Raw genomic sequence first — 24,898 nt, 5'->3', positions numbered from 1 at the left:
GCGCGGGACGGGCGTGTCGCCGGGCCCGGTGAGGGGGCGGGCGCCCGGACCCGGTCCGGGCACGTGAGGAAGACCACCCACGACGTGATCGCCGGCACCCGCGGCTCCCGCGCCCACCGGGTCCGCCCCCGCCTTCCGCCCGGGCTCCGGAAAGCCCGGAGGAGCGGTGCTCGTGGTGAGCGCCGCCCCTCCGGTTCGTGCGGGTCCTACCGGGTTACGGGAGGACCTTGTCGATCTGGACGCTGCCGGTGCCGGCGGCGGTGCCGCGGGCGTTGAGCAGCTGGACCTGGCCGAAGAACTGACGGCCCTCAGGGGCCGCGCTGTTGACCAGGACGTTCGCCGAGACCTGCGCCGAGGCGCCGGAGGCGAGGGTCACCGTGGCGGCCTCGTCGACCTGGACGGAGCCCAGACCGGCCGAGAAGAACACGTCGCGGTAGTCGTACGTGGTGGTGCCGGCCGGGATCGCGTAGCCGATCACCTTGACGCTGTAGGTGCCCGCGGCCGGCTTGACCAGGCTCACGGCCTCCTCGGAGTCGCCGTCGGCGGCCGTGCCGACCTTGACGCCGTCCTTGTAGACCTCCAGGTCCAGGTCGGCGCCCGTGTCGGACGTCTTGCCGATGGCGACGTCGAGGCGGGAGACGCCCTCGCCGATGGTGACCTCGGTGGTCTGGGTCTCACCGGCGGCGATGGTCGGCTTGGCGACCTTCGCGGAACCGAGCGGACCACCCAGGAGCTTGCCGCCGGCGATCGCTGCGGCCTCGTTCTTCACGGTCCACTGGACCGGCGCCGGGGTGCCCTGCTTGACCTCGGGAAGGACCTTGACCGCCGGGTCGAAGGCCGCGCCGAGGACGGACACGTCCAGCTTGTACGGGTTGTCGAGCAGCGGCGACGTACGACGCGACTCGACCTCGATCTCCCAGACGCCCGGGGTCGGCTCGGCGTACGAGCGCAGGTCGGGGCGGCAGGTGTTCGCCGGGTTGTCGTAGTTCGGGTAGCACTGGGTGGTCGCGCTGTCCTCGACGCCCAGACCGTACGGGTGGATCGAGATGAAGCGGGTCTGGCTGTCGGGCTTCAGACCGCCCAGGGCGACCTCAAGGGTCTTGGTGCCCGGGGGGACCGTCACGAAGTACGACTTGTGGCTGTTGCGCTGCACGGACGAGGTGTCCGACAGGGTGAAGGTCGGCTTGGCCAGAGGGGCGGCCGCGACGACCGTCGCCAGGACCTGCTTGTCGATGCCCTCGGTGGTCGGGTCGTCGAGCTGCAGGATGCCGCTGTGGACGCCGGCCGACTTGACGTTGGCCTCGACCTTGATGGTGACGGGCTTGTTCAGCGGCAGCGTGACGTAGTCGTAGCCGCCGATGACCTTGAAGCTACCGTCGTCGTTGCGCCAGCTGAGGTTGTGCCGGGTGCCGTACTTCACGCCGGTGGTGCGCGTGACGACGACGTTGTAGACCTTCTTCTGGCCGACCTTCAGACCGCCCTCGCGGTCGTAGACGCCGGTGCCGAAGCCGGGGGTCTTCAGGAACTGGTCGATCGCGGTGTCGACCGGGGCCTTGACCGTGAACTCCTCGGCCTTCGCGTCGCGCTGGATTGACTCCCACGCGGCGTTCACGTCGAGCAGGCCCGCGCCCTGGGCGTGCGCCGGGACGTCGGCGATCTTCTTGGCGGTGCTGGTCAGCGCGACCCGCAGGTTCGCCGGCTTCAGCGCGATGTTGTTCTGCTTCGCGGCCGAGATCAGCAGGGCGCCGGCGCCCGCCGCCTGCGGCGAGGACATCGAGGTGCCCTGGAGCATGCCGTAACCGGCCGGGAGGTTGTAGCCGGCCTCCTTCACGGGCGCGCCGGGCAGCCAGGTCTGGATGGTGTTGATGGCCGAGCCGGGGGCGGTGATGGTCGGCGTGAAGCCGCCGTCCTCACGCGGACCGCGGGAGGAGAACGGGAACATGTTGTACTGCTTGCTCACGCCGGAGCCGTAGTTGGCGGCCCAGGTCTCCTTGGAGACCGCGGCACCCACGGAGATGACCTTGTCGGCCAGTCCGGGGTCACCGATGGTGTTGACGCCGGGACCCTCGTTGCCCGCCGAGATGACGAGCTGGACCCCGTAGGTGTCGATGAGGTTCTTGTAGAGCTCGGAACGGGCGTTGTTGCCGTCGTTGAGCGCCGGCAGGCCACCGATCGACATGTTGACGATGTCGACGCCGCGGTTGACGACGAGGTCGATCATGCCCTCGGTCAGCGCGACGTTGGTGCAGCCGCCGGACCAGGAGCAGGCGCGCGAGGAGACGAGCTTGGCGCCGGGGGCCTGGCCGTTCATCTGGCCGCCGAAGAGGCCGTTGGCGGCGGTGATGCCCGCGACGTGCGTGCCGTGCTCGGACTCGATGATGCCGACGTTGACGAAGTCGGCCTTCTTGCCGACCCAGTCACCGCCCAGCGGGTCCATCGGGACGTCCTTGCGGATCTCGATCACGAACGGGATGCGCTCGGCGACCTCGGTCGCCGGGTTGTCCGTCCCGAACCAGCCGATCTGGCTGCCGTCCTTGTACGGCTTCATCGGCTCGTTGTTGGTGAAGTCGCCGTCCTGGTCGGTGTCGACGCGGACGGTGCCGGCGGCGACGTCGTAGAGCAGGCCGAACCGGTCGGTGGTGTCCCCGTCCCGGTTGACGTCGCCCTTCATGTCACCGGTGGCGGTGATCGACTCGCTGAAACGGCTCCACTGGAAGTTGCCCTCCGGGGCCTTCCAGCTCTGCCCGCCCGCGCTGAAGGTGCCGCCCGCGGCCGTGACCGGGGTGATCTGGGCGCGCCAGGTCCCGTCGTTGTCCGTGATCGGGTCGGTCGCCGTCACCCAGTCGACGATCTTGCGCTCGCCGGTGGTGGTCTTCTGCAGGGCCGGGTGACCGACGTCGACGCCCGAGTCCATGATGCCGATGGTCACGCCGCGGCCGTCGGCCTGCGGGTTGTTCTTGACGAAGTCCACCGACCCGGTCTCGAACGAGGGGTTGTACGGGTTCTTCGCCGGGGTGTTCTTGTCCGGCGCCGCGTACGTCTCGGCCGATGTCTTCTTGACCGTGCCGGTCTCCCGGTCGGCGTCCGGACGGGGGTCCGGACGCTGGATCTCGTGCCGCAGGTCGATGCCGTGGACGGAGTCCAGCTTGCCGGCGGCCTTCAGCGCCGCGTCGGCCTTGCCGGTCGGCAGGGTGGCGCGGACGTAACCGAGCTTGTCGTACGTCCGGCCCACCGAGGCGCCCTGGACGGCGCCCAGCTGGTCGGCGACCTGCTTGGTCCGGCCGGGGGCCGTCGCGACCATGACCGTGACGGTGGCGTCACCCTTGGCCGTGGCCTCCTGGAGCAGTTCGGCGTCGGCCGAACCGAGCTTCTGGTCGGCGGACTTGACCGGCGCGGTGGCCGGACCCGGCACGGGGCCGGCGGCGGTGCCCACCGCGAAGGCGGGCATGGCGCCGGTGGCGCAGAGGGCGGCCACCAGGCCCGCGGCCGCGGCGACGCGGGCTACGCGCCGGGTGCCCGGTATGGCCCCGTTGGTGGAGCTGGGGGAGTCGAGGGTCATCAGCATCCCTGGCTAAGTGAAAGATACGGTCCGGATTTCGGTGCCGGATGACCGGTCAGCTTTGCCGAAGTGACTGCTGTTTGGGGAGTGTTGTCATTGACCGAGACCTGACATGGCGGACTCTCGCCACCGCGCAGCATCCGCCAGAGGGCGCAAGGTCGGGCAGGTCAGGGCAATTCATAGGTGTCTGCGAGTGGATTTGTAGACTTTTCCGGCTCGCGGCATGGCCGGAGCGGGCTTCCGTCTCGCGTCGGGTGTGACAGATTCCGATCGCTCAGCGCACGCGCGTGCGCGCGTAATGACGCGAGGCCTTCGCGCGGTTCCCGCAGGCCGCCATCGAGCACCAGCGCCGGGTGCCGTTGCGCGAGATGTCGTGGAAGTGCAGGACGCAGGACTCGGCGGCGCACTTGCGGATCCGGTCCGGTCCGGCGACCAACAGGTCCAGGTAGTTCCGGGCGGCGATCCAGGCGGGACCCCAGGCGGGATCGGCGAACTCGGCCCGCTCGCCCGGCCCTTCGGACGTCAGGGTGGCCCGGATCCGGCCGTGTTCCAGGACGGCGTCGACCAGTGCGCGCGCCCCCTCGTCGGCCGGGTCCGCGACGGCGCGGGCCAGCGACTCGCGCGCGGTCAGCAGGTGGACGAGCGACGCGGCGTCGGCCCGGAACCGGTCGGCGAGGCCGACGCTCTCCAGCCAGAGCGCGAGGCCTTCGACGCGGGTCAGCCCGAAGGCCCCGGCGAAGAGGTCGAAGGGTTCGCCGTCGACGACCCAGCGCGTGTTCAGCAGGTCGAGGGCGACCGGTTCCCCGGTCAGCGGACGCCGGTCCGTCACCTGTGCCGTCATGCCGCCTCCTCGCGTCGCTAACCGCTCAAGACTACGTGACCGGTTGACCCTCGGCGTCCTAACCGTTAATATCACACTAGAAGGTTAGAGCACCTCGGCAAATCCGGCATTCCTCCGGGAAGGGACCCACCATGACCACCGCCTCCGCCGCCGCCCTCGGCACGCTCCGCACCGGCCACATCGGCCTGAACGTCACCGACCTCGACCGCTCGCTGGCCTTCTACCGCGACGCGCTGGACTTCGCCCCGCTCGGCGAGGGCAAGGAGGAGGGCCGCCGCTTCGCCTTCCTCGGTCGGGACGGCGAACTGGTCCTCACGCTCTGGCAGCAGGCCGAGGACGGCTACCTGCCGACCACCGCCGGACTGCACCACCTGGCGTTCACCGCCGCCGGCATCGAGGAGGTCCGGGCGTACGAGGAGCGGCTGCGCGGGCTGGGCGTCACCTTCGCCCACGAGGGCGTCGTCGCCCACGCCGAGGGCGCGGCCTCCGGCGGGATCTTCTTCCACGACCCCGACGGCACCCGCCTGGAGATCTCCGTACCCACGGGCGCGGAAGGGGCGCCCGCCCCCACGGAATCCGCTCCCACCTGCGGGTTCTTCTAGGCCACCCCGGTTCCGGGGCAACAGCGCGCAGGAAGAGGAGCACCGTCATGACGTACCACTGGGGCTCGCTGGCCGTGCAGGAACGGGTCGGCGTGCGCGACCTGGCCGATCACGTCGGCCGCTCGATCGGCACGGAGATCAGGGACGTGGCCGCGGCCTTCCTCGCCGAGCAGCCGCACCTCGTCGTCGGAGCCGCCGACACCGACGGCCGGATGTGGGCCTCGCTGCTCACCGGCGCGCCGGGTTTCGTACGAGCCACCGGGCGGGCCCGGATCGTGGTGACCGGGGGGCTGCCGCAGGGCGATCCGCTGGAGGGGGCGTTGGCCGCGGCCGGCACCCCGGTCGGCACCATCGCCCTCGACCCCCGGACCAGGCGCCGGATGCGACTGGGCGGCACGGTCACGCCGGTGCCCGGCGGCTTCGCGGTCGAGGCGGACCGGGTCTTCGCGAACTGCCCGAAGTACCTGCAGAAGCGCCGACCGCTGGAGCTGGTGGCGGAGGGGGCCGGGATCGTCCGGCGCGGTACGGCGCTCACTCCCGACCAGCGGGCGACGGTCCGCGCCGCCGACACCTTCTTCGTGGCCACCGCGTCGCCGGACGGGGCCGACGCCAGCCACCGGGGCGGGTTCCCGGGCTTCGTGGACGTGCTCTCGGCGACCGAGCTGAGCTGGCCGGACTATCCGGGCAACGCCATGTTCCTCACCCTGGGGAACCTGGCGGCCGACGGACGGGCCGGGCTGCTGCTGCCCGACTGGGAGGGCGGCGGCGTGCTCCAGCTGAGCGGGCGGGCCCGGACCGGCTTCGGGCCGGACGGGGCGCGGGCCGTGCGGTTCACGGTGGAGTCGGTGGTGGAGGGCGTGCACCCGGGACGGCTGCGCTGGAGCGCCCCGGAGTACTCCCCGGCCAATCCGCCGCTCGCGCGGCCGGCGGCTCACCGCGGGAGCACCACCAGGTAGGCCGCGGGCTCGCGGTCATCGGCGGCCGTCAGGGCGGTGCGGACGACGGCGGCCTGCTGCTCGGGCCAGTCCCGCAGCTTGCGCGGGGTCAGGTGCAGCACGGTCACCCCGAGGCGCTCCAACGCCTCGCGCTTGCGGACGCCCTCCGACCAGTCCTCGTCCTCGTGTTGGCGCGGGGCGCGGGTGTCGATCTCGATGGCGACCGCCTGCTCCGGCCAGTACGCGTCGACCCCGCCCAGGTGCGGGCCGCCGGGGAGGCGCAGGTCCACGTTCCAGACGGGCTCCGGCAGCTCGTAGCCCCGTACGAGCTGGTACAGCCGGTCCTCCGCGACGGCCCGGCCCTCGGCCAGCAGCGCTTCCACGGCGTCCACCACGTGCGGCCGGTTCAGCAGCTGGGCCACCGTCAGCTCGCGCACGACGGCCGCCGGTTCGCAGTGTCCGGCGCGGACGGCCTCGCTCAACAGGCGGCGTACGGTCGTGGCGTCGGACAGCTGCGCGACGGCGTCGGCCACGGCCCGGGCCACCGGAGCCACCGGCAGCCCGGTGACCTCCACGGAGCGCGGCGGGGTGTGCGTACGGATGATCCGCACGTCACCGGTGGACCGCAGCCGGCGGGTGTTGGTCACGAGGACGTCGATGTGGGAGAGCCCCAGCAGGGCGGGGGTGGAGGTGAACCGGTACAGCGCGAGGGCCGCCAGTCCGGTGATCATGACCTCGGCGCCGCCCCGGCGGCCGGCGTACAGCAGGGCCGCGTGCAGCCGCTCCTCGCTCGTCGCGGGACCGGCGTGGAGCAGGAACACCCCGGGCAGCACCTGCTGCCAGGGTCGCCCCGCCGCGTCGGAGGCGCTGACGCCGTGCTCGCGGAGCTGGGCGAGGGTCAGCACGCGCGGGCGGCCGGTGGTGAGGTGGGCGAGGGGGAGGGGTGCGTTCTGGTTCATGACGCGGTGATTCCCTCAGGCCATGGCCTTGCTAACGCCTGTTACACGCTCGTCGGCAAATCGGGACAAGCCAGGGCTAAAGTACGGGCGTTCGACTGCCGAAAGGGACCCCGCCGGTCGATATCCGTCGTATGACCATACTGATGCCGTGGTCGGCGGGGAAGCGGGCGGGAAACGGGCCCCAGGCGAGCGGACGGCGGACAGCGGGCGGGGGCGGGGACGGACCCGAGTCCGCCCCCGCCCCCGCCCACCGGTGGCCGCCTACCGCCTGCCGTCAGCCGGCCGCCGCGTCGCAGGCCTGGGCGCGCAGGGCCCGGGCCAGGTCGTCGCGGGACTCCAGCACCAGCCGCCGCAGCGCCGGCGCCGCGTCCGGGTGGGCCGTCAGCCAGGCGTCGGTCGCCGCGACCGTGGCCGGCGAGTCCTGGAGCGAGGGGTACAGGCCCCGCACCACGTGGATCCCGATCTGGATCGAACGGTCCGCCCACACCCGTTCGAGCACCTCGAAGTAGCGGTCCGCGTAGGCCGCCAGCAGGTCCCGCTGGGAGGCCTGCTGCATTCCCGAGATCGTCGCCTCCACCAGCGCGTTCGACAGGGCGTCCGATTCGACGGTCGCCGCCCACGCCTGGTCCTTGACCGCCGCCGACGGCCGCGCCGCCAGGCAGCGCACCTGGTGCTGCTTGCCCGACGCCGTGTCGTCGCGGACCAGTTCGGCGGCCAGGACGGCCTCGTCCACCGAGCCGTGCGCCGTCAGCGGCAGCAGGAAGTCCCAGCGCAGCTCCTGGTCGACCTCCAACCCGTCGATCCGCGCGCTCCCGTCCAGCAGGCCGAGCAGCAGCTGGTGGTCGCCCTCGGTGGCGGCGCTCGACGCGAAGAACCGCGCCCAGGTCAGCTGGTGCTCCGAGCCCGGTTCGGCCAGCCGCAGTTCGCGCAGCGCGCCGGCCGCCAGTTCCCGGCCGCGCTGTTCGCGCAGCTCCGGCGTCGTGTACCGGCTGACCGCGCCCAAGGCCTGGACGTGCAGCATCTGCAGGACGCCCACGTCGGTCTCCCGGCCCGCGTGCGCGAGCAGCAGCGCGAGGAAGTCCCGGGCCGGCATCAGGGCGTCGCGGGTCAGGTTCCACAGCGCCGACCAGCACAGGGCCCGGGCGAGCGGGTCCGTCAGACCGCCCAGGTGAGAGCGGAGCGTGGCCAGGGACGCCTCGTCGAAGCGGATCTTGCAGTAGGTCAGGTCCTCGTCGTTCACCAGGACCAGGTCGGGCCGCTCGGACCCGGCCAGCTCGGCGACCACCGTACGGGTGCCCGCGACGTCCGCCTCGGCCCGCGCGTAGCGGACCAGGGTGCCGTCGGTCTCCAGCCGGTACAGGCCCACAGCGACCCGGTGCGGGCGGAGCTCGTCGCCCTCCTGGAGCACCGCCAGCTCCGTGACGCGACCGCCCGCGTCGCAGGTCAGCGCCGGCGTCAGCGCGTTCACGCCGGCCGTCTGGAGCCAGGCGCGCGACCACTCGGCCATGTCCCGGCCGGAGACCTCGCCGAGCACCGACAGCAGGTCGTCCAGCGTGGTGTTCCCGTAGGCGTGCGCCGCGAAGTAGCGCCGCGCGCCCTCCAGGAACGCCTCCCGGCCCACGTACGCGACCAGCTGCTTGAGGACGGCCGCGCCCTTGGCGTAGGTGATGCCGTCGAAGTTCAGCTTGGCGTCCTCCAGGTCACGGATGTCGGCCGTGATCGGGTGCGTGGACGGCAACTGGTCGGCCCGGTAGGCCCACGCCTTGCGGCTGTTGGCGAAGGTGACCCACGCCTGGTCGAAGCGGGTGGCCTCGACGAGCCCGAAGGAGCCCATGAAGTCCGCGAAGGACTCCTTCAGCCACAGGTCGTCCCACCACTTCATGGTGACCAGGTCGCCGAACCACATGTGCGCCATCTCGTGCAGGATGACGTTCGCGCGCCGCTCGTACGAGGCCTGCGTGACCTTCCCGCGGAAGATGTACTCCTCGCGGAAGGTCACCATCCCCGGGTTCTCCATCGCGCCCAGGTTGTACTCGGGCACGAACGCCTGGTCGTACTTGCCGAAGGGGTACGGGTAGTCGAAGAGCTCGTGGAACAGGTCGAAGCCCTGCTTGGTGACGAGGAAGACGTCGTCCGCGTCGAAGTGCTCGGCCAGCCCCTTGCGGCACATCGCGCCCAGCGGGATCGTCAGGTCCCCGCGGGTGTAGGTGTCCGTGACGTAGTGGTACGGGCCGGCCACCACGCAGGTGATGTACGTGGAGATCGGCGCGGTCTCGGCGAAGCGCCGGGTCAGCCCCTCGCGGGACTCCTCGACGCCGTTGCTCCACACCTGCCAGCCCTCGGGCGCGGTCACCTCGAAGCGGTACGGGGCCTTCAGGTCGGGCTGCTCGAAGTTCGCGTACACCCGGCGGGCGTCCGCCGGCTCGTACTGGGTGTAGAGGTAGACCTCGCCGTCCTGCGGGTCCACGAACCGGTGCATGCCCTCGCCGGTGCGGCTGTAGGCGCAGTTCGCGTCCACCACGAGGACGTTCTCGGCGGCCAGCCCGTCCAGGGCGATCCGGGTCCCGTCGAAGACGGCGGCACCGTCCAGCGGCTTGCCGTTGAGGGTGACCGCGTTCACCGAAGGGGCGATCAGGTCCGCGAACGAGGAGGCGCCGGGGGTCGCGGCGCGGAAGCGGACGGTCGTCACCGAACGGAAGGTCCGGGGGCCGTCGGCCGGCTCGGTCTCGTCCACCGCGGACCTCAGGTCGAGGACCACCTCGTACCCGTCGACGGACAGCAGCTCGGCCCGCTCGCGGGCCTCGTCACGGGACAGATTCTCTCCGGGCACGTGCACTCCTTCGTGCGTGATCGCGTTCTTCGGTTCGAATCCTCCCACGGGGAATGCGGCCGGTCCCGGCCTGGTTGGCGCAGGGGATGGTGCTGGGCAATGGCTTGTTGTGGACACAAGGAGAGACATGGCCGACACGCAGGTGAGCGAGAAGACTCCGGTCGACTTCTGGTTCGACCCGCTCTGCCCCTGGGCCTGGATGACGTCCCGGTGGATGCTGGAGGTCGAGAAGGTCCGTGACGTGGAGGTCCGCTGGCACGTGATGAGCCTGGGCGTCCTGAACGAGGACAAGCTCGACGAGCTGCCCGAGAGCTACCGCAAGCTGCTCGGCCCCGAGGCCTGGATACCGGTACGGGTGGTGACGGCCGCGCAGCAGAAGCACGGCAAGGAGATCACCGGCAAGCTCTACACCGCGCTCGGCACCCGCATCCACAACGAGGGACGCGGCAACACCGCCGAGGTCGTCGCGGAGGCGCTGGCCGAGGTCGGCCTGCCGGCCGAGCTCGCCGAGTACGGCACCTCCGACGCGTACGACGCCGAGCTGCGCGCGTCGCACAACGAGGGGATCAACCGGGTCGGCCAGGAGGTCGGCACGCCGGTCATCTCGGTGCCCGGCGCGGACGGCGCGGAGGTGGCCTTCTTCGGCCCGGTCGTCACCCCGACCCCGCGCGGCGACGACGCGGCCCGACTGTGGGACGGCACCCTGCTCGTCGCCTCCACCCCGGGCTTCTTCGAGATCAAGCGCACCCGCGACAAGGGCCCCAGCTTCGAGTAGTCCGCCCGCAGCGATGCGCAGAAGGCCCCCGCGAGTCACGTCCTCGCGGGGGCCTTCTGGTGGAAACGTCCGCTGTGAAGGTTGAGAAGACGATCACGAGGCGGACGGTCGGGGAGTGCCGATCAGCCCTTGGCGGGGATCAGCAGCGGGGTGTTCGCCTTGGCGTCGGCGTAGCGCTTGGCCACGTCCTGCCAGTTGACGACGTTCCACATGGCCTCGATGAAGTCGACCTTCTGGTTCTTGTACTGCAGGTAGAAGGCGTGCTCCCAGGCGTCGAAGACGAGGACCGGGGTGCTGGCGATGCCCACGTTGCCCTGGTGGTCGTACACCTGCTCGACGAGGAGGCGCCCGCTGACGGGCTCGTACGCGAGCACGCCCCAGCCGGAGCCCTGGGTCGCGGAGGCCGCGAACGTCAGCTGCTTCTTGAACTTCGCGAACGAGCCGAAGGACTCGGTGATCGCGTCGCTCAGGTCGCCGAGACCGTCGGCCGCGGTGGGCTCGCCGCCGCCCTCGCCGGTCTTCGGGCTGGCCATGTTGTGCCAGTAGATGCTGTGCAGGATGTGGCCGGAGAGGTGGAACGCGAGGTTCTTCTCCAGGCCGTTGAGGGCGCCCCAGTTCTCCTTGTCGCGCGCCTCCTCCAGCTGCTCCAGGGTGTTGTTGGCACCCGTCACGTAAGCCGCGTGGTGCTTGTCGTGGTGCAGCTCGATGATCTGCGGGTTGATCACCGGCTCCAGCGCCGCGTAGTCGTAAGGAAGCTCAGGAAGCGTGTAAATGGCCATGTCTGTATCCGGTCCCCTCGGCGTGCCAATCGCTTATTGCAATCAATGCGCAACTGCACGCTAGCAGTATCTAATCCTCCGTTCGAGTAAGGGTTACCTCTCCTGTGCGGGCCTCCGGAACGCCCGAGGCCGGGCCCATGCGGTCGCATGAACCCGGCCTCCGACGTGCCGTTCCTCGGGGGTGTTACCCCCTTCCCGAGTGCTCCCGGTCAGGCTCCGGCGCGGGCTGCCGCGCGGCGCTGCATCACGTAACCGGTCACGGCGAGGGCCACCGTCAGCCCGCCGGTGAAGAGCACCTGCACCCGCGTGTCCTCGTCCCAGGCCATCAGCGCCAGCACCCCGGCGACCCCGGCCAGCGCCACCCAGGTCAGGTACGGGAAGCCCCACATCCTCACGACGAGCTTCTCGGGGGCCTCGCGCTCGGTGCGGCGGCGCAGCACGAACTGCGAGACGGCGATGAAGCCCCAGACGACGAGGATGACGCCGCCGACCATGTTCAGCAGCCAGGCGAACAGGGTGTCCGGGTACCAGTACGAGAGCAGGACGGTGACGAAGCCGAAGCCGGAGGAGGCCAGCACCGCGCGGCGCGGGACCCGGCCGGTGACCTTGCCGAGCGCCCGGGGGCCCTGGCCGCGGGAGACCAGGGAGTACGCCATCCGGGAGGAGCCGTAGATGTTGGCGTTCATCGCGGACAGCAGCGCGATCAGGATGACCACGTTCATGATCTGACCGGCGGCCGGGATGCCCAGGTGGTCCAGGGTCGCCGCGTACGGACCGGTCCCGGTGACGGCCGGGTCGTTCCACGGCAGCAGGGTGACGATGACCAGCATCGAGCCGACGTAGACGATCGCGATCCGCCACATGGTGGTCCGCACGGCCCTGGCGACGCCCTTGATCGGGTCGTCGGACTCGGCGGCGGCGATGGTCACCGTCTCCAGACCGCCGTACGCGACGACCGAGGCGAGCAGGCCGACCAGCAGGCCGTCGAGGCCGTTGGGCAGGAAGCCGCCGTCGTGCAGCAGGTTCGCCGAGCCGGGGGAGGCGGTGCCGGGCAGCAGGCCGAGGACGGCCAGCACGCCCAGGCCCAGGAAGAGCCCGATGGCGCCGATCTTGAGGGCGGCGAACCAGAACTCGAACTCGCCGAAGTGGGAGACCGCGGCCAGGTTGCTGCCGCAGAACACCGCCATGAAGACCAGCACCCACATCCACGACGGGGTCCCGGGGAACCAGCCCGTCATGATGTGCGCCGCGCCGATCGCCTCGATGGCCACGCCCACGCACAGCAGGGTCCAGAACATCCAGCCCGCGGTGAAACCGGCCCAGGGGCCGATCGCCCGGTCGGCGTGCACCGAGAAGGAGCCGGAGGCCGGGTTGGCGGCGGACATCTCGCCGAGCATCCGCATCACGAACATCACGAGCAGCCCGGACGCGGCGTACGCGAGGACGATCGAGGGTCCCGCGGCCGCGATGCCGGCGCCGGAACCGACGAAGAGACCGGCACCGATGACCCCGCCGAGGGCGATCATCGAGAGGTGGCGCTGCTTCAGGCCGTTGCCGAGGGGGGACCCGGTGTCGTCCAGCGGGGGCGCGGGGGGCGTCAGGGTGCTGCTGTGGCTCATGGGGGTGTGCCTGTCCGGTGTGCGGGGGTCGAACGATGCCTTCAGTGTGCCGAGCGTCCGTTCAGCGGACGTTTTCTGTCCGCTATCCGGACAGCCGGCTCACGGGCCGTGATCGCGGCCGCACGCTCACCCGGCCGTGCGCCGGGCCCCATCCGCGCCTCCCGCACGCGCGAGGACCCCCGCGCCGACGGGGCGCGGGGGTCCTTCGCGGACGGGGATCAGGCGGCGGCCCGGCGCACCCGGACCTCCCGCAGCCACGCCACCAGCAGCACCGCCGCGGCAGCGCCCGAGGACCACAGCAGCTGGGGCCGGGCCGAGTCGTCGAGCAGCATCAGGACCAGCACCGCAGCCATCCCGATCAGCGCCGCCCACGTCAGGTACGGGAACAGCCACATCCGCAGCGTCAGCCGCTCCGGCATCTCCCGTTCCAGCATGCCGCGCAGCTTCAGCTGCGAGACCGCGATCAGCGCCCACACGAACAGCAGCACCGCGCCGACCGCGTTGAGCATGTAGAGGAACACCGTGTCCGGCCACAGCAGGTTCAGCACCACCGACACGAAGCCGAAGGCCACCGACGCGAACACGGCCCGGCGCGGCACGCCGCCGGGGGACACCTTCAGCAGCGACCGCGGGGCCTCACCGCGCTCGGCGAGCGAGAACACCATGCGGGAGGAGCCGTAGAGGTTGGCGTTGAGCGCCGACAACAGTGCCACGAACACCACGATGTTCATGATCTGACCGGCGGCCGGAATGCCGATCGAGTCGAGCACGGCCACGTACGGGCTCTGCCCGGGCTCCAGCGAGTCCCAGGGCAACAGGGTGACGATGACCAGCATCGAGCCGACGTAGAAGAAGAGGATGCGCCACACGGCGCTGCGCACGGCGCGGGCCACCGACCGGGCCGGGTCGTCGGACTCGGCGGCGGCGATGGTGACGACCTCCAGACCGCCGAAGGCGAAGACCACCGCGAGCATGCCGGCGACGACCCCGCCCATCCCGGCGGGGAAGAAGCCGCCGTGGCCGGTCAGGTTGGCCATGCCCACCGGATCGGTGTCCGGCAGCACCCCGAAGATCGCGAGCGTGCCGAGGATCAGGAACAGCACGATCGCGCCGACCTTGAGGGCGGCGAACCAGAACTCGAACTCACCGAAGTTCCGCACGGCCGCCAGGTTGCAGACCGTGAACACCACCATGAAGACCAGCACCCACACCCACTGGTCGACCGAGGGCAGCCAGCCGTTCGCGATCTTCGCGGCGCCGGTCGCCTCCACGGCGAGCACCACGACCAGCAGGAACCAGTACAGCCAGCCCGCCGAGAATCCGGCCCAGCGCCCCAGTGCCTTCTGCGCGTAGACGGAGAAGGAACCGGACGCGGGCATCGCGGCGGACATCTCGCCGAGCATCCGCATCACCAGCATCGCGAGCACGCCCGCGAGGAGGTACGACAGGATGATCGCCGGGCCGGCGATGCCGATGCCGGCGCCGGAGCCGACGAAGAGCCCGGCGCCGATCACGCCGCCGAGGCCCAGCATGGTCAGGTGGCGCTGCTTGAGGCTGTGGCTCAGGGGTTCCTGGAACCCGTCCTCGGTGAGGGGCGGGGCGGGCAGGCGGTCGCGCATGAGGATGCTCGCACTCTCGGTCGGCCGAGCGGCGCTGGGGGCTGCACGGGGGATTGGCGGTGGCTGCACAGGGGATTGGCGGGAACCTACAGTCTGGCCGGAAGGCACCCGTCGGAGCAAAAAGGGCGTGGCGGTGAATGTCGCCCGTGATGCGGATCACTTCAACTCGGGTGTGGGTCGGGACCTTTGTCCACTCCCCACGAAACCGGGCAGTACGGCTTTGTGCCGGACGACGGTGGGGCGGCGGCCGGTCGCGGACTAACGTCACCGTGTCCCGATCGATCACCACCTCGCGGAGCCCCACGATGAGCACTGCTTCCGTTTCTTTCCGGCCCGGCGCCGTCCTCGCCGACCTGCTGCCCGCGAGCCGCGTCCGCGACGTCGCGCTGGTCGTCGGCGGAGCCGCGCTCACCGGCGTCGCCGCCCAGATGGCCGTCAAGGTCGACGGACTGGCCGCGCCGATCACCGGCCAGACCTTCGCCGCCCTGCTGGTGGGCACCGCCCTCGGCGCGGGCCGCGGCTTCCTCTCCCTCGCGCTGTACACGCTGGTCGGCATGGCCGGGGTCCCGTGGTTCGCGAACGGTGACTCCGGCGCGGGCGGCGCCACCTTCGGCTACGTGCTCGGCATGCTGCTCGCCGCCACCGTCGTGGGCGCGCTCGCGCGGCGCGGCGCCGACCGCTCGGTGCTCCGCACGGCCGGGGCGATGGTGCTGGGCTCGGCCGTGGTCTACGCGGTGGGCGTGCCGTACCTGATGGGCGTCACCGGGGTGTCGCTCGGTACGGCCGTCGCGACCGGCCTGGTCCCGTTCCTGATCGGCGACGCCCTCAAGGCCGCGCTGGCCATGGGCGTCCTGCCGACCGCCTGGAAGCTGCTGGGCCACCGGGGCTGAACCCCCGCGCCGCACCCGCGCGAAACAGCCCCGGACCGCGAGCGCGGTCCGGGGCTGTTGTTGCGTGCGTGCGGTCCGTTTTCGGTCCGTTTCCGGCCCGGAAGCGGACCCTTCGCGGTCCGTACTACGCGGCCGTGACGGCCTTGCGGCGGAGGGCGTCGCGGATCGCGCCGATCGCGACGACCACGCCCGCCACCACCAGCGACAGCACCACGACCTGGCGGTTGTCGTCGTCGAAGAGCATGTAGACCAGCACGAAGCTGATCATCGCGGCGGTCGCCCACGTCAGGTAGGGGAAGAGCCACATCTTGACGGTGACCTTCTCCGGCGCCTCGCGCATCAGGATCCCGCGCATCCGCAGCTGGGTGAAGCAGATCACCAGCCACACGAAGAGCGCGATCGCACCCGAGGAGTTCAGCAGGAAGTTGAAGACCGTGTCCTTGAAGGCGTAGTTGAAGTAGACGGCGGCGAAGCCGAAGACCACGGAGCCCAGGATCGCGGCCACCGGCACGCCCCGCTTGTTGACCTTGGCGAACGCCTTCGGCGCGTCGCCGCGCTCACCGAGCGAGAACGCCATGCGCGAGGCGGTGTAGAGGCCCGAGTTCAGGCAGGACAGCACGGCCGTCAGGACGATCACGTTCATGATCTGACCGGCGTGCGCGATGCCGATCGAGTCCAGGGCGGCGACGTACGAGCCCTTCTCGGTGATCGACTTGTCGTTCCACGGCAGCAGGGTGAGGACGACGAAGATCGAACCCAGGTAGAAGATGCCGATGCGCCAGATCACCGAGTTGGTGGCCTTGGTGACCGCGCGGCGCGGGTCCTCGGACTCGCCCGCCGCCAGGGTGACGATCTCGCTGCCCATGAAGGAGAAGACGACCATCAGCACACCGGTGAGGATGGCGCCCCAGCCGTTCGGTGCGAACCCGCCGGTGTCGGTCAGGTGCGCGAAGCCCGCGCCGGGGTTGTCGGAGCCGGGCAGCACGCCGAAGACGGCGAGCATGCCGATGACCACGAACGCGCCGATGGCGACGACCTTGATCCCGGCGAACCAGAACTCGAACTCGCCGTACGAGGCGACCGAGCCGAGGTTCGTGATCGTCAGCACGACCATCACGATCAGCGCCCAGGCCCACTGCGGGACGGCCGGGACCCAGCCTTCGAGGATGACGGCGCCGGCGGTGGCCTCGACGGCCAGCACGACGACCCAGAAGAACCAGTACAGCCAGCCGATGGAGAAGCCGGCCCAGCGGCCGAGCGCGCGGTCGGCGTACGCGGAGAAGGAGCCCGAGTTCGGGCTGGCCGCGGCCATCTCGCCGAGCATCCGCATCACGAAGACGACCATCGCGCCGACGAGGAAGTACGACACGAGGATGGCGGGGCCGGCCTTGGCGATGCCGCCGCCGGAGCCTACGAACAGGCCGGCGCCGATGACGCCGCCGATGGCGATCATGGAAAGGTGGCGGTTCTTGAGACCGGCCTTCAGTCCGTCGGAGGGCTGGCCGTCACCGGGGTTGCCGGAGGGGTCGCCTGCCTTCTGAAGGGTCGTCGTGGAGCTCATGGACGGATCCTTAGGTTCTCGGGTTTCGAGCCCCGGCATTCAAACCCGACACGCCGTCGGGACGGAAGACCCTATTCCGTATCGTTGCCTGGGGCACGAAGTCCCCGACCTTCGTCCCGCCGCGTCCCATCTGCGTTGTTGTGGATTATTTGAGCTTCCGGAGTGACCTACGCGACACCCCTCCACCGGCCTTCGACCGCCCGCATGCCACACTCGACCCATGCGCGTGTACCTCGGATCCGACCATGCCGGTTTTGAGCTCAAGAACACCCTGGTGGACTGGCTCAAGAACAACGGCCACGAGCCCGTCGACTGCGGGCCCCACATCTACGACGAAGTCGACGACTACCCGCCGTTCTGCCTGCGCGCCGCCGTGAAAACCGCTGCGGACGCCGACAGCCTCGGCATCGTCATCGGCGGCTCCGGCAACGGAGAGCAGATCGCCGCGAACAAGGTGAAGGGCATCCGCGCCATCCTGGCCTGGAGCGTCCAGACCGCCGAGCTGGGCCGGGAGCACAACAACGCCAACGTCATCTCCGTAGGCGGCCGCATGCACACCCAGGACGAGGTGATCAGCTTCATCGACGCCTTCCTGAAGACCCCGTACTCCGAGGCCGAGCGCCACACCCGCCGCATCGACATGCTCACCGCGTACGAGCAGACGGGCGAGCTGCCCCCGATCCCGGCCCACCACCCGCAGGACCAGTAGGACCCGCCCCGCCCGTTGCCGCCGGACCGGAGTCCGGCGGCACGGTCATGTCCACGCGCCGGTCACGTGTCGACCTCACGCCCGGTCGCTTGCCGGTCGCGTGTCGACGTGTTCACGCCGAGGAGAACAGCCGTGCCCGAAGGGCATACGATCCACCGCCTCGCCCAGGACCACACCGAGCGGTTCGCCGCCCGACCCGTCCGGGTCAGCAGCCCCCAGGGCCGCTTCGCCGAAAGCGCCGCCCTGCTCGACGGCCGCACCCTGGAGAGCGCCGAGGCGCACGGCAAGCACCTCTTCCTCGAACTCGGCGACGCCTGGATCCACATCCACCTCGGCCTCTTCGGCAAACTCGGCTTCGGTCCCGCCCCCGCCCCGCCGGCCGGCGACACCGTCCGACTGCGCCTGCTGAACGACGAGCACCACGCCGACCTGCGCGGCCCCACCGCCTGCGCGCTGCTCGCCGAGGGCGAGAAGAAGGCGATACACGACCGGCTCGGCCCCGACCCGCTGCGCCCGGCCGACGACCCCGGCCGTGCCTGGGCCCGGATCTCGCGCTCCCGCACCACCGTCGCCGCCCTCCTCATGGACCAGAAGGTCGTCGCCGGAGTCGGCAACGTCTACCGCGCCGAAGTCCTCTTCCGGCACGGCATCGACCCGTACCGGCTCGGCAAGGACCTCACCCGCGCCGAATGGGACGCGATGTGGACCGACCTCGTCGACCTGATGCGCGAGGGCGTGCGCCACAACCGCATCGACACCGTCCGCGACGAGCACCTCCCCGAGGCCATGGGCCGGCCTCCCAGGGTCGACGACCACGGCGGCGAGGTGTACGTCTACCGCAGGGCGAACCTGCCCTGCCACATCTGCGGGGGCGAGATCCGCACCGCCGACCTCGCCGCCCGCAACCTCTTCTGGTGCCCGACCTGCCAGACCCGCTGAACCCCCACGGGCGGCCGGTGTCGTCCAGGGCGTGTTGTGAAAGTCTCGCCTGACCCGCGACGCCCTAGAACTGGTGGGGCAGCCAGGGCGCCACGTCCCCGGCGAAGGCCCGCGAGGCCTCCCGCAGCGCGCCCGGACGCAGCTCGCGCACCCGGCCCGCCGCCGCCAACGCGTTCAGCGTCACCCCGCCCAGGTAGGCCGAGCCCAGCTCCCGCACCGACAGTGCCAGCTCCGCCGCGTCCTCGGTCCGGGCGCAGCGCGCGGCGCCCCCGGCGGCGGCCGTCAGCCGCCACCGGCCCGTGTTCCACGGGCAGAACGCGTCCTCGACCTCCAGGACCACGTCCATTGCAGCCCCGTACGTCCGCGCCTCCAACGCCCCGCCCAGCTCCACCAGCCGCAGGTGCAGCGCGTCGCGCTGCCGCGCCCGGGTCCGGCGGACGTCACTGACCAGGTGCAGCAGGGGATCGTCCATCGGCCGCCCGAACGCCCGTACGTGCCAGGTCAGGTCGATCTCGAACAGGTAGCGCCACAGCGCCGCGTACGCCACCGGGTCCAACGCGTTCACCTCGCCGACGTGGACCTTGCCCTCCGAACCCGTCGGCTCCCAGTCCGGCGTGACCCGGTAGCGCGCGTACCCGACGACCTCGCCGTCCGTGCCCTCGGCCACCACGCACTTGAGCGGCGACGCGCCCTCCCGCCGCCCCGGCGGGTCCAGCAGCCCCTGCCGCTCCCAGCCCGGCCGGCGCGCCGTCATCCCCGGCCGGGTCGGGACCAGCGCCGCGTAGACCCGCTCGCAGTCGGCCAGCGCCTTCTCCGGGTCCACCAGCCGCAACCGCACCGCGTCCGCCCCCGGCGGCGCGATCAACCGCGCGCGGGTCGTGTCGATGTCCACGGACAGGGCGTACGCGGCCGTCCCGTAGCCGAACCGCCCGTAGATCTCCGGCTCCGAGGCCGTCAAAACCGCGATCGGCTCACCGCCCGCCCGGACGTCGTCCAACTGGCGGCGCATCAACGAGGTCAGCACCCCGCGCCGGCGGTGCGTCGGAGCCACCCCGACCATCGTGACCCCGGCCGCCGGAACCAGCGCACCGCCCGGCACCGACAGCCGGAAACTGAACGCGCCGGCCGAGCCGACGCACGTCCCGCCGTCCCAGACCCCCAGCGAACGCTCCGGCTCCGTCAACGAGCGGTACAGCTCCCGCTCCTCCGGCGGCTCGGCCACACCTCCGAACGCCAGTTCCAGATGGTCGTACCAGACATCCCACTCATCGGATTGCAATACTTGCGTGACCAGTGCCATAAGCCCATGCCTACCAGGGCCTTCCGCTCCGTACGAAGCGAATTTCTCCCGGAACGGACCGGTCGTCCGGGGGTACCCCTGCGCACACACAGCCAGGATGGATAAGGTCCCGAACAATGGCCGGAGCACGCGTGGAGACCCTCACGGCCCGGGCGCGCATGCTGTCGCACCGGGCCCGCACCGCCCTGCGCAAATCCGCCGTCGACTACTTCCGCGGCGACGCCTCCGACTGGCTCGCCTTCGGCGGCCTGCTCCTGACCATTCCCGCGATCGCCTGCGGCACGCTCATGATGCCGGTCTGGTTCTCACCCTCCGCCCTCGTCCTGCCCATCGTGGCCGGCGGCCTGCTGCTGCGCCCCGCGAGCCTGCTCGCCCTGTACGCCGCCTCCGCCGCCGCCCTCATCGTCGAGGCACTCGTCCTCGGCCCCTACACCCAGGGCCCGGCCCGGGTCACCCCCGGCACCGTCCTCGTCGTGGCCGCCTGCGGCTTCTTCGGACTGGTCATCGCCCAGTTCCGCAGCCGCGTCGGCGTGCCCTGGAGACGCGGCGGCACCATGCTCTTCGACCTGCGCGAACGCATCCGCGTGCAGAGCAAACTGCCCGCCCTGCCCCGCGGCTGGCACCAGGAGATGGCCCTGCGACCGGCCGGTGGGCAGTCCTTCTCCGGCGACTTCGTCGTCGCCGCCCGCACCAACGGGGGCCGGACCCTGGAGATCGTCCTCACCGACGTCTCCGGCAAGGGCATGGAAGCCGGCTCCCGCGCCCTGCTCCTGTCCGGTGCCTTCGGCGGCCTCCTCGGCGCGCTGCCCCCGCACGGCTTCCTGCCCGCCGCCAACGGCTACCTCCTGCGCCAGGACTGGGACGAGGGCTTCGCCACCTCCATCCACCTCGTCCTCGACCTGGAGACCGGTGACTACGAACTCCTCTCCGCCGGCCACCTCCCCGCCCTCCAACTCTCCGCCGGCACCGGCCGCTGGCAGGAGGTCTCCGGCGAGGGACCGCTCCTCGGCGTCTACGACGGGGCCGAGTTCGAACCCGCCCGCGGCAACCTGCGGCGCGGCGACGTCCTCATGCTCTTCACCGACGGTCTCGTCGAGACCGCCGAGCGCGAGATCAGCGAGGGCATGGACCGCCTCACCGGCGAAGCCGACCGCTACGTCGCCGCCGGCTGGGACGGCGCCGCCTGGCACCTGATCGAGAAGGTCGCCAAGGACGTCAACGACGACCGCGCGCTGCTCCTGATCCGCCGGTCGGCCTGACCGGGCGGCTGGCCTGATCCGCCGGTCGGCCTGATCGGCGGGCTCGGCTCCCTTCGCGCGGCCGGCTGATCCTCATGCCGGTCCGTCGGGTCCGTCGGGTCCGTCGGGTCCGTCGGGTCCGTCGGTCCGTCCGGTCGGCCCGCCGACCCACCCGCCCCCACCCGCCCGGTGGGGTTTACCCCACCCCCGACCGACCGGCCTCCGTCATGTCCCCGTCGCACGCCGCTCCGTAGCGTCGAGGACATCACCGCGGCAGGGCACGGCACGCCGCGACGGACACGGCGTACGACGGCACGGAAGGCGGCACACCATGGGGCTCCGGCGGAGCAAGCGGCGCGACCAAGAGACCTCGCGGGGCCCGGTGGCGGAGACGACGCGGACGGCTCGCGCGTACAAGGGCCCCGGCCCCACCGACCCCGGCCCCACCACCGCCTGCGCCGTCGAACTGCGCGGCGTCCGACGCCGGTACGGGCGCGGCGCCGCCACCGTCCACGCCCTGCGCGGCATCGACCTCAGCCTGCCCCGCGGCAGCTTCACCGCCGTGATGGGCCCCTCCGGCTCCGGCAAGTCCACCTTCCTGCAGTGCGCCGCCGGACTCGACCTGCCCACCGAGGGCTCCGTCCGCCTCGGCGGCACCGAGATCACCGGCATGAACGAGAACGAACTCACCGAACTGCGCCGCGGCCGCCTCGGCTTCGTCTTCCAGGCCTTCAACCTGCTGCCCTCCCTCACCGTCGAGCAGAACGTGCTGCTTCCGATGCGCCTCGCCGGCGGCCGCGCCGCCTCCCGCGGCGCGCAGCGGGTCGCCGACCTGCTCGAACGGGTCGGCCTGGAGGGCAAGGGCCGCCGCCGCCCCGCCGAACTCTCCGGCGGCCAGCAGCAGCGCGTCGCCATCGCCCGGGCGCTGGTCACCCACCCCGACGTCATCTTCGCCGACGAGCCCACCGGCGCCCTCGACACCACCACCGCCGCCGAGGTCCTCGCCCTGCTGCGCGACGCCGTGGACTCCCTCGGCGCCACCGTCGTCATGGTCACCCACGACCCGGTCGCCGCCTCCCACGCCGACCAGGTGCTCTTCCTCGCCGACGGCCTCATCGTGGACCGGCTGCCGCGCGGCTCCGCCGCCGCCGTCGCCGCCCGGATGGCCGCCCTCACGGCCCGCCCCGTCCCGGCGTACGCGGACGCGGCGCTCTGATGCCGATCCGCCCCAACGGACTCGCCCGCGCGGCGGTCCGGTTCCGTCCGGCCGCATTCGCCGGCACCTTCGTCGCCCTGTTCCTGACCGTCGCCATCGTCTCCGCCTGCGGCATCCTGCTGGAGAGCGGCCTGCGCGCGAGCCTCCCGCCGACCCGCTACGCCGCCGTGCCCGTCGTGATCGCCGCCGACCAGGAGACCCACCTGCGGGTCGGCAGCGGCGAGGGCGCCTACGAGGTCTCGGCGCCGGTCCCCGAACGCGCCCGGGTCGACGCCGCCCTCCTCGACGCCCTGGCCCCCCTCGGCCGAGCGGTGCCGGACGTGGTGTTCCCCGTCCGCGACGCCGCGGGCGTCCGCCACGAGGCCTCCGGCTGGGGCGCCACCGCCTTCACCGGTACGCGGCTCAGCGCGGGCCGCGCGCCCGGCGCGGGCGAGGTCGTCCTCGGCGGCGCCGCGACCGGCCCGGACCGGGTGACCCTGGAAACCCCCGTCGGCACCCGCGAGTTCCGCGTGGTGGGACGCACCGCCGCCCCCGGCGCCCGCTTCTCCGACCCCGAAGCCCGCACCCTCTCCGGCCACCCGAACACCCTGGACGCCATCGCCCTCCTGCCCGCGTCGCCGGACGCCGCAGGGGCCGTCCTCGACCAGCGGCTCGCCGCGTCCGCCCGGGACGCCGTCGCCGGGCGGGCCGAGGTGCTCACCGGCGCGGACCGCGCCGTCGACCGGCGGCTCGCCGGGGCCAAGGAACTCCTGACCGCACTCGGCGGCTCGTTCGGCGGCACCGCCACCCTCGTCGCCGTCTTCACCGCCGCCGGGACCGTCGCCCTCTCCGTCGGGCAGCGCTCCCGCGAGTTCGCCCTGCTGCGCGCCGTCGGGGCCACCCCGCGCCAGATCCGCCGCACCGTCGCCACCGAGGCCCTCCTCGTGGCCCCCGTGGCCGGCGTACTCGGCTGCCTGCCCGGCTACGCCCTCGCCTCCTGGTGGTTCGGCGCGCTGCAGACCAAGGGGGCCGTGCCCGACGCCGTCGAACTGTCCGTCTCCTGGATCCCCCTCGCCGGGGCCGCCGGCATCGGCCTGCTCACCGCCCTGGTCTCCGGCTGGGCCGCCGCCCGCAAACCCGCCCGGATCCGCCCCGGCCGGGCCCTCGCCGCCGCCGCGGTCGAACGCGTCCGCTCCGGGTGGATCCGTACGCCGCTCGGCGTCCTCGCCCTCGCCGGCGGCGTCGCCTGCGGCGGCCTCGCCGCCAGTGGCAGCGGGGCGGACGCCGCCAACGCCGCCCTCGGCGTCGTCATGCTCTTCATGCTGGCCGTCGCCCTGCTCGGCCCCCTCATCGCCCGCGCCTGCGCCACCGTCCTCGGGTTCCCGCTGCGCCTCGGCGACGCGTCCGCCTCGCTCGCCGCCGCCAACTCCCGGGCCCAGGCCCGCCGCCTCGCCTCCGCGATCACCCCGATCGTGCTCGCCATGGCCTTCTCCTCGACCCTGGTGTTCCTGCACACCAGTGAGGACCGGGCCACCCGCGAGCAGCAGACCAGCGGCCTGCTCGCCGACCGCGTCGTCACCGACCCGCCCGCCGACGTCGCCTCCCGACCACTGCCCGCCGGCGTCACCGCCGCCGTACCCGTCACCCGTACGTCCGTCATCGCCGAACTCGGCTCCGGTTCCGACCACTGGCTCCAGGGCGCGTCCGCCCAGGCCGTCACCGGACCCGGCGCGGCCCTCGCCCGCGTCCAGGACCTCGACGTCCGCGAGGGCGACCTCGACGCCCTGCGCCCCGGCACCGTCGCCGTCGACCGCAACCTCGCCGGCTCCGCGCACGCCGGCCTCGGCGACCGGCTCCGCCTGCGGCTGCCCGACGGCACCGAGGCCGCACCCGAGATCGTCGCCCTCTACACCCGAGGGCTCGGCTTCGCCGAAGTCACCCTGCCCGCCGCCGACCTGGCCGGGCACCTGACCTCCCCGGCCCCCACCGAACTCCTCGTACGCGGCGACTCGCCCGCCCTCGCGGAACTCGGCCCCGTCACCGACCGGCGCGGCTGGACCACCGCGCAGGACACCGACCGGCAGGTCAACGCCTGGGCCAACACCACCATGGCGTCCGTCCTCGGCGGCTTCGCGGCCGTCGCCGCCGTCAACACCCTGGTCATGACCGTCCTGGACCGCCGCCGCGAACTGCGGATGCTGCGCCTGGTCGGCTCCACCCGCCGCCAGGTGCTCCGCATGATCCGCTGGGAGGCCCTGCTCATCACCGGCACCGGCGTCACCCTCGGTTCCGCGATCGCCTTCGCCACCCTGTTCCCCATCACCCGGGCCCTCACCGGCGCCCCGCCGCACATCCCGCCGCTGCTCTACGGCTCCTTCGTGGCCGCGGCCCTCGCCCTGGGCCTGGCCGCCACCACCCTCCCGGCCCGCAACGCCCTGCGCCACCCCGGCCCCTGACCGGCCGCCGATCGTCCCGCACCGCCCCCGGGGCAGCCGTCCCGCCCACCTTCGGACACCGCCCCGGTTCCCGTCCCGCACCACCGCGTCAC

General features: G+C 72.1%; 18 protein-coding genes. 9 read left to right on the top strand and 9 right to left on the bottom strand.

What is annotated here, in order from left to right; translation table 11 throughout:
• Window positions 1–214 precede the first annotated feature (214 nt).
• Both ACZ4XJ_RS09470 and ACZ4XJ_RS09465 read right to left on the bottom strand, forming a co-directional pair.
• Window positions 215–3,559: a S8 family serine peptidase gene (locus ACZ4XJ_RS09470; protein ID WP_468495775.1), complete on the bottom strand. Its 3,345-nt coding sequence runs from the start codon at window positions 3,557–3,559 to the stop codon at window positions 215–217.
• A gap of 274 nt (window positions 3,560–3,833) precedes the next feature.
• The gene (locus ACZ4XJ_RS09465) at window positions 3,834–4,400 is read right to left on the bottom strand and encodes a CGNR zinc finger domain-containing protein (protein ID WP_468495774.1); all 567 of its coding nucleotides are present in this window, start codon (window positions 4,398–4,400) and stop codon (window positions 3,834–3,836) included.
• Window positions 4,401–4,531: 131 nt separating this feature from the next.
• Here ACZ4XJ_RS09465 and ACZ4XJ_RS09460 point away from each other — a divergent pair, with 131 nt between their 5' ends.
• Window positions 4,532–5,002 (top strand): VOC family protein, encoded by a 471-nt coding sequence (locus ACZ4XJ_RS09460; protein ID WP_362876832.1) that lies wholly within the window; start codon window positions 4,532–4,534, stop codon window positions 5,000–5,002.
• Between the two features lie 47 nt (window positions 5,003–5,049).
• Window positions 5,050–5,958, top strand: coding sequence for a pyridoxamine 5'-phosphate oxidase family protein (locus ACZ4XJ_RS09455; RefSeq protein ID WP_362876831.1), 909 nt, complete (start codon window positions 5,050–5,052; stop codon window positions 5,956–5,958).
• Here ACZ4XJ_RS09455 and ACZ4XJ_RS09450 read toward each other — a convergent pair.
• Both ACZ4XJ_RS09450 and pepN read right to left on the bottom strand, forming a co-directional pair.
• On the bottom strand, window positions 5,934–6,896 hold the full coding sequence (locus tag ACZ4XJ_RS09450) for a hypothetical protein (protein WP_362876830.1): 963 nt from the start codon (window positions 6,894–6,896) through the stop codon (window positions 5,934–5,936). The genes ACZ4XJ_RS09455 and ACZ4XJ_RS09450 overlap by 25 nt on opposite strands.
• 274 nt (window positions 6,897–7,170) lie before the next feature.
• Window positions 7,171–9,726, bottom strand: a complete 2,556-nt coding sequence (pepN, locus tag ACZ4XJ_RS09445) for an aminopeptidase N (protein WP_362876829.1) — start codon at window positions 9,724–9,726, stop codon at window positions 7,171–7,173.
• Window positions 9,727–9,853: 127 nt separating this feature from the next.
• Between pepN and ACZ4XJ_RS09440 the strand changes: the two genes are divergently transcribed.
• On the top strand, window positions 9,854–10,501 hold the full coding sequence (locus ACZ4XJ_RS09440; protein WP_362876828.1) for a mycothiol-dependent nitroreductase Rv2466c family protein: 648 nt from the start codon (window positions 9,854–9,856) through the stop codon (window positions 10,499–10,501).
• A 122-nt stretch (window positions 10,502–10,623) separates the two neighbouring features.
• Here ACZ4XJ_RS09440 and ACZ4XJ_RS09435 read toward each other — a convergent pair whose 3' ends face one another.
• The 3 genes from ACZ4XJ_RS09435 to ACZ4XJ_RS09425 form a co-directional block, all read right to left on the bottom strand.
• Window positions 10,624–11,280, bottom strand: coding sequence for a superoxide dismutase (locus tag ACZ4XJ_RS09435; protein WP_362876827.1), 657 nt, complete (start codon window positions 11,278–11,280; stop codon window positions 10,624–10,626).
• 209 nt (window positions 11,281–11,489) lie between these two features.
• Window positions 11,490–12,899 (bottom strand): amino acid permease, encoded by a 1,410-nt coding sequence (locus ACZ4XJ_RS09430; RefSeq protein WP_468495773.1) that lies wholly within the window; start codon window positions 12,897–12,899, stop codon window positions 11,490–11,492.
• A 218-nt stretch (window positions 12,900–13,117) separates the two neighbouring features.
• A complete protein-coding gene (locus tag ACZ4XJ_RS09425; RefSeq protein ID WP_468495772.1) occupies window positions 13,118–14,518 on the bottom strand; it encodes an amino acid permease in 1,401 nt (466 codons plus the stop codon).
• 305 nt (window positions 14,519–14,823) lie between these two features.
• Between ACZ4XJ_RS09425 and ACZ4XJ_RS09420 the strand changes: the two genes are divergently transcribed.
• Window positions 14,824–15,408 carry a biotin transporter BioY gene (locus ACZ4XJ_RS09420; RefSeq protein WP_468495771.1) on the top strand — a complete coding sequence of 195 codons (585 nt, stop codon included), beginning with the start codon at window positions 14,824–14,826 and terminating at the stop codon, window positions 15,406–15,408.
• Window positions 15,409–15,532: 124 nt separating this feature from the next.
• Here ACZ4XJ_RS09420 and ACZ4XJ_RS09415 read toward each other — a convergent pair whose 3' ends face one another.
• On the bottom strand, window positions 15,533–16,969 hold the full coding sequence (locus tag ACZ4XJ_RS09415) for an amino acid permease (protein WP_362876823.1): 1,437 nt from the start codon (window positions 16,967–16,969) through the stop codon (window positions 15,533–15,535).
• A gap of 220 nt (window positions 16,970–17,189) precedes the next feature.
• Between ACZ4XJ_RS09415 and ACZ4XJ_RS09410 the strand changes: the two genes are divergently transcribed.
• Window positions 17,190–17,678, top strand: coding sequence for a ribose-5-phosphate isomerase (locus ACZ4XJ_RS09410; protein WP_468495770.1), 489 nt, complete (start codon window positions 17,190–17,192; stop codon window positions 17,676–17,678).
• Between the two features lie 132 nt (window positions 17,679–17,810).
• Entirely contained in the window at window positions 17,811–18,617 is an 807-nt protein-coding gene (locus ACZ4XJ_RS09405) for an Fpg/Nei family DNA glycosylase (protein WP_468495769.1), read from the top strand.
• A gap of 64 nt (window positions 18,618–18,681) precedes the next feature.
• Here ACZ4XJ_RS09405 and ACZ4XJ_RS09400 read toward each other — a convergent pair whose 3' ends face one another.
• Window positions 18,682–19,917: a GNAT family N-acetyltransferase gene (locus ACZ4XJ_RS09400; protein WP_468495768.1), complete on the bottom strand. Its 1,236-nt coding sequence runs from the start codon at window positions 19,915–19,917 to the stop codon at window positions 18,682–18,684.
• A 116-nt stretch (window positions 19,918–20,033) separates the two neighbouring features.
• Here ACZ4XJ_RS09400 and ACZ4XJ_RS09395 point away from each other — a divergent pair, with 116 nt between their 5' ends.
• The 3 genes from ACZ4XJ_RS09395 to ACZ4XJ_RS09385 all read left to right on the top strand — a co-directional run bounded on the left by ACZ4XJ_RS09395 (window position 20,034) and on the right by ACZ4XJ_RS09385 (window position 24,806).
• Window positions 20,034–21,176: a PP2C family protein-serine/threonine phosphatase gene (locus tag ACZ4XJ_RS09395; RefSeq protein ID WP_362876819.1), complete on the top strand. Its 1,143-nt coding sequence runs from the start codon at window positions 20,034–20,036 to the stop codon at window positions 21,174–21,176.
• A gap of 310 nt (window positions 21,177–21,486) precedes the next feature.
• Complete coding sequence (locus ACZ4XJ_RS09390) at window positions 21,487–22,371, top strand: ABC transporter ATP-binding protein (RefSeq protein WP_468495767.1); 885 nt, start codon at window positions 21,487–21,489, stop codon at window positions 22,369–22,371.
• Window positions 22,371–24,806, top strand: coding sequence for an ABC transporter permease (locus ACZ4XJ_RS09385; protein ID WP_468495766.1), 2,436 nt, complete (start codon window positions 22,371–22,373; stop codon window positions 24,804–24,806). The genes ACZ4XJ_RS09390 and ACZ4XJ_RS09385 overlap by 1 nt, the downstream gene beginning before the upstream one ends.
• The last annotated feature ends 92 nt before the right edge of the window (window positions 24,807–24,898 follow it).

It is taken from the genome of Streptomyces sp. NPDC029836, assembly GCF_055574495.1.
The sequence above is the reverse complement of the archived record's forward strand: the minus strand, read 5'-3'. Positions and strand labels throughout refer to the sequence as shown.